Genomic DNA, 13,627 nt, shown 5'->3' on the forward strand with positions numbered 1-13,627 from the left:
TCGTCCACGACGAGTACGTTTACAACGGAATATTGCTTGGATCAGGAGCAACCGCAGCACGAGAAGATCAGGTTCAGGCGTGACGAGATCACCGACCTGGCGGCCTTTCCGTCCGCGTGCAGCGTGCCGCCGCTCGGCCGTGCTTCGGTGCGCCGGCGCTTCCGCATCCTCGGCCGGGTGTTCGCCGGACTCTGCGCGCTGGTGCTTCTGGCGGCAATTGGCGTCTATGTGCTTGGCACGTCAGGCATCGGCACGGAACGACTTCGCGCCGAAGCCGAGACGGCCATCGAGAAGCTCGCTGGCGTCGATCTCAACGTCACCGTTGGGCCGGCGCGGTTGACGCTCGATGGGTCGAGCTTCGTCGCTCTGCAGGTCAGCGACGTCAGCTTGAAGACGGCCGACGGCAAGCCGATGGCCGATGTCGGGCGCGTCCGCTTCGGCATGCGCCTGCTGCCGCTGCTATCCGGCGAGGTCAAGCTCACCAGCGCCCGGTTCTCCGATGCTCGCATCATGGTCGCCGCCATGCCGTCCGGGAGCGGTGATTGGACTGCGGCTATGCGCAACGAGGATGGCCTGGTCGATCCGGAGAAAGTATCGGCGGCGGTGTTTGGCGGCGTCAACGCGGCGCTGGATGCGGTGAGCGCGGAATCGATGCGCCAGATCGACCTCCGCAACGTCGAGTTCGAATTGCCGCCGGGCGGATCGGTCAGGCGTCTGACCGTCGCCGAGGCCACGGTTGGGCAGACGGGCACAGGCAGCATGGAACTGTCTTCAAAAGCCGATGTCGACGGCCGACATGTAAGCCTGAGCGCCTCCGCGGCGCGCGATCCGAGCGCCAGGCGGATCGCATCGCTGGACGCCGCCGTCGCGATAGCGGACGTCGGCGTAACGCCCGCTCAGGGAAGCTCCAGCGGCGGGAACTTCGCCGCCCAGGGCGGCAAGCTTGGTTCTGTTGCGCTGAAGCTTTCGGGCGTCGAGGCGTCCGGCGACACGCCGTCGCGGCTGACGGCGTCGCTGTCGCTCGGCGGCTCGGTGCTCGATCTCGGCTCGCGCGGGCTGCTGCCGGCCGACGTCGATGCCAGGGCCACATTGGTCGCGGGATCAAACAAGGTCTCGGTCGACAAATTGCTGATCAGGACCGGCCGCTCGACATTCGATTTCTCAGGCTCGGTCGGGCCGAAACCGGCAGCCGCGGGCGAGGAGCCGTCCTACCGCTATGACCTTGTCAGCGACGGCTCGACGCTCGCGCCTTCGGAATCGCCGGAGCCGGCGCTTCAGTTTCTTGCCCGGGTCGCCGGCGTCTACCAGACCAAGAGCCGCAAGCTCGTCGCCGAGCAGATCGGCGTCCGCTCCGGGGGTTCGAGCGACGTGCTGGGCACGGCGTCGCTCGCCTTCATCGACAATGGCCCGCCGGGTGTGTCGCTGTCGCTCAATGTACACGACATGCCGGTTTCGCATGTGAAGCAATTGTGGCCCTGGTTCTCCGCCCGCAACGCGCGGCTTTGGGTGCTAGACAACCTGTTCGGCGGCCGTGTGGTCGACGCCAACCTGCAGTTCCAGGTCGTTCCTGGGCGGCTCGGCAACGGCGTTCCGCTTTCCGGCGACGAGGTGTTCGGCCGCTTCCAGGTCGAGGGCTCGCGCTTCGATACCGCGGGGCGCATTCCGCCGATCCGCGATGCGGTCGGTGTCGTTGCCTTCCACGGCAACGATGTCGATATCACGCTGTCCTCGGGCAGCGTTTTTATGCCGAGCGGCCGCACCGTGGCGGCAAGCGGGGGCACACTGACGATCAAGCAGGCGAATGTTTCGCCCGTGATCGGCTCTCTCGACATCGATGTCGCTGGCGAAGCCACGGCGATCGCCGAACTCGCCTCCTTTGAGCCGATCAACGCCATGCGCCATGTCGGGCTTGCGCCTGAGGATTTGAGCGGCACCGTCACCGGGCATGTGCGGGCCGACATTCCGCTGACTTCCGGCGTCGATACCTCGAGGCTCGACTGGCTGGTGGCGCTGGACTACCAGGATCTTTCCTTAGCCAAGCCGTTCGAGGACCAGATGGTGACCGAGGCCGACGGGTCGATCACCGTGAGCCCCGACCGTGCGGTGATATCGGCGAAGGCGAAGCTGAACGGCATTCCAGCCGAGCTCGACCTGGTCGAGCCGCTCGAGGACAGCGGCCCGCCGCGCAGCCGTAAGGTCGCGCTGGTGATCGACGACAAGACGCGCGCTGCAGCAATGCCCGGCCTGTCGCCGCTGCTTTCCGGAACCATCAAGGTGGCGATCGACAAGAGCGGCGAGGGCGTCCAGAACGTGTCGGCCGACCTGACCAACGCAAGGCTCGACATCCCCTGGGCAGGATGGAGCAAGGGTGCCGGCATTCCGGCCAAGGTCACCTTCACGATGGCAAAGTCCGGCAGCACGACCACGCTGTCCGACTTCGATCTCGATGGGAAGAGCTTTTCGATCGACGGCGATGTGACACTGGTCAACGGGGCGCTGTCCTCGGCCCGGTTCAGCAAGGTCGCGCTCAACAGAGGAGACGACGTCGCGGTCTCGGTCAAACGGTCGGGCAAAAGCTATGCGGTCAACGTCAGCGGCGACTCTCTCGACGCCCGCTCGCTGATCAAACAGTTCACCTCAGACGTCGATACAGCCACAAAAGGCGCCGGCGCCGACGCGATCTCGGTCAGCGCCGACGTGAAGTCGCTGACCGGCTTTCACGACGAGGTGCTGTCGAACCTCAAGCTGAATTACAGCGCTGCCGGCTCCCGGGTGAATGGTCTCGATGTCAGCGCGACGGCGAGTTCGGGTGCCGCCATTGCCGTCCGAAACACCACCGGCGACGGCGGCCGGTCCCTCAGGATGAAATCGGCCGATGCCGGCGCTATCCTGCGCTTCCTCAACATTTACGAGCATATGGAGGGCGGGGCTATCACGCTGTCGCTGGCGGGCGACGCCGACGGGCCAATGAAGGGCCAGGTCGACGCCAGCAATTTCTATGTCGTCAACGAGCCGAAGCTTGCGTCGATCGTGTCGACCAGGCCGGCCGGCGATACGCGCAGCCTCAACCAGGCGGTCAAGGCCAACATCGACACCTCAAGGGTGCAGTTCGAGCGCGGCTATGCCGAGATCGACAAAGGCTCCGGCTATCTCAGACTGGCAAACGGTCTGTTGCGCGGTCCGCGCATCGGCACCACCTTCCAGGGCACGCTCTACGACCAGGACAACAATATGGACATGACCGGCACCTTCATGCCGGTCTATGGGCTGAATCGCATCTTCGGCGAACTGCCGCTGTTCGGCCCGCTGCTCGGCAACGGCCGCGACCGCGGCCTGATCGGCGTCACCTACCGGCTGCGCGGCAACGCCAACAAGCCGACGCTCAACATCAATCCGCTGTCGGTGGTGGCGCCGGGAATTTTTCGCTCAATCTTCGAATATCGGTGATGAGGCCGACTAGATCGGCCGCACCAGAACGTGCTTCTTCCTGCCGAACGAGAGCTTCACTACACCTTCCGCGCCCAGGTCCTGGAGCGTCACTACGCGCCGGTCATCCGTGACCGCCTGGTCGTTGAGGCGCACGGCGCCGCCCTGGACGTGCCGGCGCGCTTCGCCATTGGAGCCGGCGAGTCCGGCGGTGACGAACAGCGACAGGATTCCGATGCCGGCCTCGAGATCAGCCTTGGCGACGTCGATGCTGGGCAGCGTGTCGGCGAGCGCGCCTTCCTCGAAAGTCTTGCGCGCGGTCTCTGCAGCCGTTTCGGCCGCCTCGCGGCCATGCAGCATGGCGGTGATCTCGGTGGCGAGAATCTTCTTCGCCTCGTTGATCTCCGAGCCGCCGAGCTTTTCGAGGCGCGCGACCTCATCCAGCGGCAGCGTCGTGTAGAGCTTCAGGAAGCGCCCGACATCGGCATCCTCGGTGTTGCGCCAGTACTGCCAGAACTCGTAAGGCGACAGCATATCGCCGTCGAGCCAGACAGCGCCGGAGGCCGACTTGCCCATCTTGGCGCCCGACGAGGTGGTGAGCAGCGGCGTCGTCATCGCAAACAGCTGCACGCCTTCCATGCGATGACCGAGATCGATGCCGTTGACGATGTTGCCCCACTGGTCGGAGCCGCCCATCTGCAGCCGGCAGCCGACGCGCTTGTAGAGCTCGACGAAGTCGTAAGCCTGCAGGATCATGTAGTTGAATTCGAGGAACGACAGCGACTGCTCGCGGTCGAGCCTGAGCTTCACGGAATCGAAGGCCAGCATGCGGTTTACGGAGAAATGCCGGCCGACATCGCGCAGGAAACTGACGTAGTTGATCTCCATCAGCCAATCGGCATTGTTAACCATCACCGCGTCGCCCGCGCCGCTGCCGAATTTGAGATAAGGCGCGAAATTGCGGCGGATGCCGACGAGATTGCTCTCAATGTCCCCAGGCGTCAGCAGCTTGCGCGCCTCGTCCTTGAAAGAAGGATCGCCGATCATCGAGGTGCCGCCGCCCATCAGCGCGATCGGCCGGTGGCCGGCCTGCTGCAGCCAGTGAAGCATCATGATCTGGATCAGCGATCCGGCATGCAGGCTCTTCGCCGTCGCATCGAAGCCGATATAAGCGCTCACCGTTTCCTTGGCGAAAAGCTGGTCGAGGCCGGTTTCATCCGAAATCTGGTGGATGAAGCCGCGCTCGCTCATGATGCGCAGGAAATCGGACTTGAAGGCGGACATCTTTTCTTCCCGGAGATCGCACGGCATTTGGCCGAGCTTGACGTGAAGGGGCGCGTTTAGCATCCAAGCGCGATCAGCAAAAGTGGTTTCCGGTTTTGCGTAGGATCGCGCTTCAAGAGGCAAACAGGTGATCAGCAAAAGTGGTTTCCGGTTTGCGTGGGATCGCGCTTCAACGGGCAAATGGGCGATCAGCAAAAGTGGCTTGGGGCTTTGCCTGCTATCGCCGCATCCTTGCTTCGCCTCTTTTGCTGGCGTAATGAGGCGCCCGCGCAAGGGCAGCACGCCCCGACGCGCCGCGACGGGGCTATCCCGCAGATCAGATCGGACAAGCTCCCGCGATGAACAGGAACTATCTCCTCCTCTTTCTGTTCAGCATCCTGATGACCGTCAGCGGGCTGGCAAGCCTGCCGCCGATCGACCGCGACGAATCCCGCTTCGTCCAGTCGACCAAGCAGATGGTCGAGACCGGCGACTACATCGACATCCGCCTGCAGGATGTGACGCGCTACAAGAAACCGATCGGCATCTATTGGCTGCAATCGGCGGCCGTCGTATTGAGCGGTGAGGGGGCCGAAGCGCCGATCTGGGTCTATCGGCTGGTTTCGATGCTCGGCATTGCGCTCGCCGTCGTGGGCATCGGCTGGACGGGCACAAAACTCTTCGGCGCCAATGCCGGCCTTGCCGCCGGCCTGATGATAGCCGCCATCTTCGCCACCGCCTTCGAAGGCCGCGACGCCAAGACCGACGCCATGTTGCTCGCCTGCTGCGTGGCCGCGCAAGGCGCGTTGGCGCAGGTCTATCTGGCCGCCCGCCGCAAGGAGCCGATTGCCGGCCACCTCCCATGGATCTTCTGGATCGCGCAGGGACTGGGAATTCTGATCAAGGGTCCGGTCGCTCCGCTGTTGTCGCTGCTGACGGCCGGCGCGCTGTTCGCCTTCGAACGCGACTGGCGCTGGCTTTTAAAGCTGAAGCTGGTGCGCGGCGTCGCAATCGTGCTCGTCATCGTGCTGCCCTGGATCATCCTCATCAGCTGGAAGAGCGGCGGCGCCTTCTTCCAGGAGGCGGTCGGCAAGGACATGCTGAACAAGGTGGCGCAAGGCGAGGAATCGCATGGCCTGCCGCCGGGCTTCTATATGCTCACCTATTCGCTGTTCATGTGGCCTTTCGGCCTGATCGCGGTCGGCGCCGGGCTGCAGGCCATCAACCGCTTCTGGGACGACCCCCGCCTGCGCTTCTGTCTCGCCTGGTATATCCCCTTCTGGCTGGTGTTCGAGGCGATCCCGACCAAGCTGCCGCATTATGTGCTGCCGGCCTATCCCGGCATGGCGCTGCTGATCGGCTGGCTGCTCACCTTGCAGGAAGACAAGGCCAATGCGCCGCTCAAGCGCTGGCAGAACTGGCTGTGGTGGTCGACCGCCTTCGGCGTCGTCGTCGTGTCGATCGGGCTAGCCGCAGTATGCATAGGCGCGCCGCTCTATCTCGCAAAAGCCTTTTCCTGGTGGAGCATTCCGGCGGCAATCGCCGCGCTCGTGACCGGCTATCTGGCTTTCCCGCGCCAATTGCAGGTGCCGCTCGAACGCATCGCGGCGATCGCGATCGGCGCGGGCGTAACGTTCAGCCTGCTGTTCGGCGTGATTGCGCCGTCGCTGAAGCCGATCTGGCTGAGCCCGGCCATCAAGGCAGCCGTCGATGCCAACCGTCCTTGCGACACCACGGTGCTCGCCTCGTCCCCCTATCACGAGCCGAGCCTGGTGTTCCTGGTCGGGACCAAGACCGTGCTGACCGACGTCGATGGCGTGGCAAAGCACCTGCTGGCCGATCCGACCTGTGCGCTGGGACTGGCGCCGGTCAAGGAGGAGCAAAAGCTCAACGAGCTGCTTGCCGGGCAGGGCAAGTCGGCGAAGCGACTGACCGAGATCGACGGGCTCAACTATTCGTCAGGAGACAAGCTGGCGCTCGGCCTTTATCGAGTGGCCCAGTGAGGAATAATGTCGGAGCTCGAAGTTCCCTATAGAGCGATGTCCGCCGTTTCTTTTTACCGCCGTTCGCTCGGCAACTTCCTCGTCACGACGCGCATCGTGCAGCGGCGTTTTGCAGTGCGTCCCGCGCGCTATCCCGAGATTCCCTGGCTCGTCTGGGTCTCTGCATGGCTTCTGCTGGCCATAGCCATTGGCCTCACCCTGGACAGCGCAGCCGGCAGGATGCGCGGCGGGTGGACGCCAGGCTTCGTCCGTTTCACCGACTTCTTAACGGATTTCGGCCTGGGCGGCTGGTATCTCATCCCCGCCGCTCTCTGCCTCGTCGCAGCCAACCTGACGGACTGGCGACGGCTTTCCAGGTCGTCGCGTCTGCTCGTCTACAATTGGACCTGCTTCGCTTTCCTGGTGCTTTGCGCGGTTGGTCTTTCCGGGTTGGCCGTCAACTTACTGAAATACGGCATCGGCCGGGCCCGGCCGCTCTATTTCAACGATTACGGGGTGCTGTCGCTGCATCCCTTCGCCATGGATGCGCGCTTCGCCGGCTTTCCGTCCGGCCATGCCACGACGATGGGGGCGGTGTTCGGCGTCCTCTTGCTGCTGTTTCCAAGGCGCTGGCACATTGCGCTTGCGCTCACGGCCTTGATCGCTTCGACGCGCGTCTTCGTCGGCGCGCATTATCCGAGCGACACAGTGGCCGGCTTTGGGCTCGGCCTAGCCTTTGCGATCGCCGCAGGGTTGGTCTTCGCGCGGCTCGGTTTCATCTTCCGGCGGCCGTCGTCGACCAGACCCGTGCCCAAGCGCACGTTCCGGCTGCTGTCTTCCAGTGGATCCAAGGGTAAAACATCGTTGGCGAGGCGGAGCCGCGAGCAATTGTCGGCTGACCGCCCGTAGAGCTATTTGGTCTCAGGTTAGCCCGAAATCTACCTCAGCCGCTTCGGCCGTGGATCGGCGAGCTCGCCGGCCAGACGCCGGTCGAGGTAATCGGCGCATTCGTCGATCAGCAGTTCGGCGTGGTTGGCGAAGAAATGGTTGGCGCCGGAGATAGTCTTCTGGGTGATGGTTATGCCCTTTTGCGTGTGCAGCTTGTCGACAAGCGTCTGCACGTCCTTGGGCGGCGCCACCTTATCGGCATCGCCATGGATGATGAGGCCGGACGACGGGCAGGGTGCCAGGAACGAAAAATCGTAGGTGTTGGGCTGCGGGGCGACCGAGATGAAGCCCTCGATCTCGGGCCGGCGCATGAGCAGCTGCATGCCGATCCATGAGCCGAAGGAATAGCCCGCGACCCAGCAGCTCTTGGAATCCGGATGCAGCGACTGCACCCAGTCGAGCGCAGCGGCCGCGTCCGACAATTCGCCGGTACCGTGGTCGAACTCGCCCTGGCTGCGGCCGATGCCGCGGAAATTGAAGCGAAGCGTGGTGAAATCGCGCTTCTGGAACATGTAGAAGAGGTCGTAGACGATCTTGTTGTTCATCGTGCCGCCGAATTGCGGGTGCGGATGCAGCACAATGGCGATCGGCGCGCTCTTTTCCTTGGAAGGCTGGTAACGGCCCTCCAGGCGACCAGCCGGACCGGCGAAAATGACCTCAGGCATGAAATACTCCACGTGGCATACGAAGGCGCGAGCCCGGACTCTTCCTTTGGCCCATTCTGTGGCCTTGACGCCGGGCAAGCGTCTTCCTAGAAGCTAGTTTAGAATTGTTCAAAACTGGGTGCCGAGAACGCATTTTCTCGGCCGCCCGCGCCGCAAGCCGGGTAAATAGGACGGCTCGCCTTGCAATTTCAAGGAAATAACGCGCTGTCCTCGCGGAATGGCTGCTGACAGGATCGACTGAAGGAAAATGGCCGCAACTCGCGCCTATCTCGACTACAACGCCAGCGCACCTCTCATGGCAGAGGCGCGGTCGGCGGCGGTCGCGGCGCTCGATGCCGCCAATCCGTCGTCGGTTCACAGCGAGGGCCGCGCGGCGCGGCGGCTGATCGAGGATGCCAGGCGTGACGTGGCAGGGCTGGTCAATGCCAGGCCCGAGCACGTCGTGTTCACCTCCGGCGCGACGGAAGCCGCATCGACGCTGCTTGCTCCCGACTGGCAGATGGGGCGCGGCTCTGTCCGCATCAGCCACCTCTATGTCTCGGCCGCCGATCATCCCTGCATTCTGAATGGCGGGCGGTTCTCGGCGCCGCAGGTGACGAGGATCGGCGTCGATCGAGACGGCATTGCCGATCTCGAGGCGCTGACTACGGCGCTCTCCGCGCATGACAAGGCTGCCGGCCTGCCGCTGGTGGCGATCCATGCCGCCAACAACGAGACGGGGGTGATCCAGCCGATCGGACGCATCGCCGAGATCGTCAAGGAAGCGGGCGGCGTGCTGGTCGTCGATGCCGTGCAGGCGGCAGGACGGATTCCGATCGACATGTCAGCCGGTTATGCCGATTATTTGATCCTTTCCTCGCACAAGATCGGCGGCCCGAAGGGCGTCGGCGCCATCGTCGCCCGGGCCGATCTGATGATGCCGAAGCCGCTGATCAAAGGCGGCGGCCAGGAAAAGGGCCATCGCGCCGGCACGGAGAATCTTCCCGGCATTGCCGGTTTTGGTGCCGCGGCGCGGGCAGCACTCGCCGGCCTGGAAGACATGGAAGCGGTCGCGCGCCGTCGCGACAAGGTCGAAGCCATCGTCCGGGAGCTCGTCCCTGATACGGAAATCTTTGGAGCGGCAGCGCCAAGGCTTGCCAATACGACATTCTTCGCTATTCCCGGCGTCAAGGCCGAGACGGCGCAGATCGCCTTCGATCTCGCCGGTGTTGCGCTGTCGGCCGGTTCCGCCTGCTCGTCGGGGAAAGTCGGGCCAAGCCATGTGCTGAAGGCGATGGGCCACGGCGAGAGCCTTGGCGCATTGCGCGTCTCGATTGGCCGCGCCACCGGCGCCGAGGAAATCGAGGCGTTCCGGGCGGCTCTGGCGGGCATAGCCGCGCGTCGGGCTGGAAAAGAAAAGGCTGCCTGACGGCGGCAAGGCATCGGACAAGAGATCCCCCGGCGGCTCTTGAAATCCGGTGCTCGAAAAACGAATTCAGGCCATCCGGCCTGGTAGAGCCGTGCGTTTCGTCTGGACGGGTGAATTTCCGGCCAGAACGCACTATATGGAGCTTACTCCGCAGCCGAGTCCTTCCTGGGGCGCGTTTCTGCGGTGCCATAGTTTGAAAACTGCCGGGCCTTGACCCCGGCGTGGATGGAGAACGCTTATGCCTGCTGTGCAGGAGACGATCGATCGAGTCCGAAAGATCGACGTCGACCAGTATAAATACGGATTCCAGACAGAGATCGAGATGGATAAGGCCCCCAAGGGCCTGAGCGAAGACATCATTCGCTTGATCTCCGAGAAGAAGGGCGAGCCGGACTGGATGCTGGAATGGCGTCTGGGCGCCTATAGGCGCTGGCTGACGCTGGAAGAGCCGACCTGGGCGCGCGTCCACTATCCGAAGATCGACTTCCAGGACATCCACTATTACGCGGCACCGAAGAGCACGCCGGGACCGAAGTCGCTGGACGAGGTCGATCCCGAATTGCTCAAGGTCTACGAGAAGCTTGGCATTCCTTTGAAGGAGCAGGAGATCCTCGCCGGCGTGCAGAAGACCGACGCTTCGGAGCTGGAGGAGGCCAACGACAACGTCTACAAGTCCGGCCGCGTCGCAGTCGACGCCGTGTTCGATTCCGTGTCGGTCGTCACCACCTTCAAGAAGGAGCTGGCTCAGGCCGGCGTTATCTTCTGCTCGATCTCGGAAGCGATCCGCGAGCACCCTGAGCTGGTGCAGAAATACCTGGGCTCGGTCGTGCCCACTTCCGACAATTTCTACGCCACGCTGAACTCGGCCGTGTTCACCGACGGCTCCTTCGTCTTCGTGCCGAAGGGCGTGCGCTGCCCGATGGAGCTGTCGACCTATTTCCGCATCAACGAGAAGAATACCGGCCAGTTCGAGCGCACGCTGATCATCGCCGAAGAGGGGGCCTATGTCTCCTATCTCGAAGGCTGCACGGCGCCGCAGCGCGACGAGAACCAGCTGCATGCCGCGGTGGTCGAACTGATCGCGCTCGACGATGCCGAGATCAAATACTCGACGGTGCAGAACTGGTATCCGGGCGACGCCGAGGGCAAGGGCGGCATCTATAATTTCGTCACCAAGCGCGGCGACTGCCGCGGCGCCCGTTCGAAGATCTCGTGGACGCAGGTCGAGACCGGCTCGGCGATCACCTGGAAATATCCGAGCTGCATCCTTCGCGGCGACGATTCCAGCGGCGAGTTCTATTCGATCGCGGTGTCGAACGGCTATCAGCAGGTCGATAGCGGCACCAAGATGATCCATCTCGGCAAGAACACGTCGAGCCGCATCATCTCCAAGGGTATTGCCGCCGGATTCTCGCAGAACACCTATCGCGGCCAGGTCTCGGCGCACCGCAAGGCGACCAACGCCCGCAACTTCACCAACTGCGATTCGCTGCTGATCGGCGACCAGTGCGGCGCGCACACCGTGCCCTACATGGAAGCCAAGAACGCGACGGCGAAGTTCGAGCACGAGGCGACGACGTCGAAGATATCCGAGGACCAGAAGTTCTACGTGATGCAGCGCGGGATTCCCGAGGAAGAGGCGATCGCGCTGATCGTCAACGGCTTTGTCAAGGACGTCATCCAACAGCTGCCGATGGAGTTCGCCGTAGAGGCGCAGAAGCTGATCGGCATCAGCCTCGAGGGTTCGGTCGGCTGACCGCAGAAGATATTCAGGAAAAAAATATGCTTGAGATCAAGAATTTGCATGCCCGCATCGTCGAGGACGGCACGGAGATCATCCGTGGCCTGAACCTGACGGTCAAAGCCGGCGAGGTCGCCGCCATCATGGGCCCGAACGGTTCGGGCAAGTCGACGCTGTCCTACATTCTCGCCGGCCGCGAGGACTACGAGGTCACCGAAGGCGACATCCTCTACAACGGCCAGTCGATCCTCGAAATGGATCCGGCCGAACGTGCCACCGCCGGCATCTTCCTCGCCTTCCAGTATCCGATGGAGATACCGGGCGTGGCGACCATGGAATTCCTGAAAGTCGCGATGAACGAGCAGCGCAAGGCGCGCGGCGAGGAGCCCCTGAAGGTTCCGGAATTCCTGAAGCGCGTGAAGGACGCCGCCGCTTCGCTCAACATGGACATGAACATGCTGAAGCGGCCGCTCAATGTCGGCTTCTCCGGCGGCGAGAAGAAGCGGGCCGAAATCCTGCAGATGAAACTGCTCGAGCCGAATCTCTGCGTGCTCGACGAGACCGATTCAGGCCTCGACATCGACGCCCTCAAGATCGTCGCCGATGGCGTCAACGCGCTGCGCTCGCCCGAACGCGCGATCGTCGTCATCACCCACTACCAGCGCCTGCTCGAGCACATCGTGCCGGACAGCGTGCACGTGCTCTACAAGGGCCAGGTCATCAAGTCTGGCGACAAGTCGCTTGCGCTCGATCTTGAAACCAACGGCTATGCCGGCGTGATCGGGCAAGCCGCGTGAGATGGGGCCAAGTGAGGCAAGAGCAATGAACATGCACGCACAGCCCCAGCGGACATTGGCCGAAACGGCGCTGATCGACGCCTTCGGCGAGCGGCTATCGCTGCTGCCCGGCGACGGCGCAGTGATGGTCAAGCGCGACGACGCGATCGAGGCGATCAAGCACGGCCTGCCGACGCGCCGCGTCGAATCCTGGCACTATACGGACCTGCGCCGGCTGCTGACCTCGGTGCCGGCCTTCGAGGCCGGGGACATCGCAAAGGCGCTCGATCCGGTCCTCGACGGTTCGGCCGTTCTGCCGGTGCTGAACGGCGTTTCGAGCGCCAAGGCTCCCGAGATCGAAGGCGTCACGGTGGAGCGCCTGTCGGAGAAGCTCACCGACGGCAGTATCGCGCCGGGGCTCGATCGCTATGGCGCCGATGACGCAATCGGCGCGCTGAACACGGCCTTCGTCGCCGACGGCTATTTCGTCGACATCGCCGACGGCACCGAGCTGGAAAAGCCGATCGAGCTGCAGAACCTCCAGGCCGGCGGTCAGACGCATGTGCGGCTCCTGGCACGTGTCGGAGCCGGCGCCAAGGCAATCATCGTCGAGCGCCAGACGGGCGAGGCAAGCGAAGACGGCGAGGCGCTTGTCAGCTCGGTCAGCCAGCTCGTGGTCGGCGACGGCGCCGAGGTGACCTGGCTGATCGTGCAGGAGCAGCCGGACACGGCAACGCACCTTGCCCAGTTCAAGGCGCATATCGGCAAGGACGCCAAGCTGACGCTGTTCGTGATGAACGCCGGCGGCAAGCTGGTGCGCCAGGAAGTCGTGGTCAGGACGACTGGCGAAGGCGCCGATTTCAAGCTGCGCGGCATCAACCTTCTGGCCGGCGACACGCATACCGACACCACCATGGTGCTCGATCATGCCGTGCCGCACACCGCCTCGACCGAAGTGATCCGCAACGTTGTGACCGGCAAGGCGCGGGGTGTCTTCCAGGGTCGCATCAACGTCCACCAATACGCGCAGAAGACCAACGCCAAGATGGCGTGCAACACGCTGCTGCTGTCGGACGAGGGTGAGTTCTCGACCAAGCCGGAACTGGAAATCTTTGCCGACGACGTCGTCTGCGGTCACGGCGCGACAGTCACCGAGATTGACCACAACCATCTGTTCTATCTGATGGCGCGCGGCATCGACGAAAAAGCGGCGCGCGGCCTTCTGGTGAAGGCTTTCGTGGCGGAAGTGATCGAGGAACTGGACGACGAGGCGCTCGTCGACGCGCTCGAAGCGCGGCTCGAAGCCTGGTTTTCGACGCACGGATAGCGCTTTCCCCTTCTCCTACTTGGGAGAAGGTGAATTGGCGCGGAGCGCCAAGACGGATGAGGGTGCTGGACGGAGTGAGGCGAAGCCTCGA

The 13,627-nt window shown here is 63.6% G+C and carries 9 protein-coding genes; 7 read left to right on the forward strand and 2 right to left on the reverse strand.

Features of this window, described 5'->3' with window-relative positions; translation table 11 throughout:
* The first annotated feature begins 36 nt into the window (after nt 1-36).
* A complete protein-coding gene (locus P9228_RS15485) occupies nt 37-3,447 on the forward strand; it encodes a DUF3971 domain-containing protein (RefSeq protein ID WP_278054208.1) in 3,411 nt (1,136 codons plus the stop codon).
* 9 nt (nt 3,448-3,456) lie between these two features.
* On the opposite strand, the gene tyrS is transcribed toward P9228_RS15485, so the two are convergent.
* Nucleotides 3,457-4,710 (reverse strand): tyrosine--tRNA ligase, encoded by a 1,254-nt coding sequence (tyrS, locus tag P9228_RS15490; protein ID WP_278054210.1) that lies wholly within the window; start codon nt 4,708-4,710, stop codon nt 3,457-3,459.
* 338 nt (nt 4,711-5,048) lie between these two features.
* Between tyrS and P9228_RS15495 the strand changes: the two genes are divergently transcribed.
* Together P9228_RS15495 and P9228_RS15500 are read left to right on the forward strand one after the other, a co-directional pair.
* Complete coding sequence (locus P9228_RS15495) at nt 5,049-6,692, forward strand: glycosyltransferase family 39 protein (RefSeq protein ID WP_278054211.1); 1,644 nt, start codon at nt 5,049-5,051, stop codon at nt 6,690-6,692.
* A 6-nt stretch (nt 6,693-6,698) separates the two neighbouring features.
* The gene (locus P9228_RS15500; protein ID WP_206520502.1) at nt 6,699-7,580 is read left to right on the forward strand and encodes a phosphatase PAP2 family protein; all 882 of its coding nucleotides are present in this window, start codon (nt 6,699-6,701) and stop codon (nt 7,578-7,580) included.
* A gap of 29 nt (nt 7,581-7,609) precedes the next feature.
* On the opposite strand, the gene P9228_RS15505 is transcribed toward P9228_RS15500, so the two are convergent.
* Complete coding sequence (locus tag P9228_RS15505; RefSeq protein WP_066995082.1) at nt 7,610-8,284, reverse strand: alpha/beta hydrolase; 675 nt, start codon at nt 8,282-8,284, stop codon at nt 7,610-7,612.
* A gap of 247 nt (nt 8,285-8,531) precedes the next feature.
* Between P9228_RS15505 and P9228_RS15510 the strand changes: the two genes are divergently transcribed.
* The 4 genes from P9228_RS15510 (at nt 8,532) to sufD (ending at nt 13,536) form a co-directional block, all read left to right on the forward strand.
* Nucleotides 8,532-9,692, forward strand: a complete 1,161-nt coding sequence (locus P9228_RS15510) for a cysteine desulfurase family protein (protein WP_127248400.1) — start codon at nt 8,532-8,534, stop codon at nt 9,690-9,692.
* A 238-nt stretch (nt 9,693-9,930) separates the two neighbouring features.
* Nucleotides 9,931-11,448: a Fe-S cluster assembly protein SufB gene (gene sufB, locus P9228_RS15515; protein ID WP_278053981.1), complete on the forward strand. Its 1,518-nt coding sequence runs from the start codon at nt 9,931-9,933 to the stop codon at nt 11,446-11,448.
* A 26-nt stretch (nt 11,449-11,474) separates the two neighbouring features.
* A complete protein-coding gene (gene sufC / locus P9228_RS15520; RefSeq protein WP_278054214.1) occupies nt 11,475-12,230 on the forward strand; it encodes a Fe-S cluster assembly ATPase SufC in 756 nt (251 codons plus the stop codon).
* A gap of 25 nt (nt 12,231-12,255) precedes the next feature.
* A complete protein-coding gene (gene sufD, locus P9228_RS15525; RefSeq protein ID WP_278054215.1) occupies nt 12,256-13,536 on the forward strand; it encodes a Fe-S cluster assembly protein SufD in 1,281 nt (426 codons plus the stop codon).
* Nucleotides 13,537-13,627: the final 91 nt, after the last annotated feature.

Source organism: Mesorhizobium sp. WSM4898, assembly GCF_029625845.1.
Taxonomy (GTDB): domain Bacteria; phylum Pseudomonadota; class Alphaproteobacteria; order Rhizobiales; family Rhizobiaceae; genus Mesorhizobium.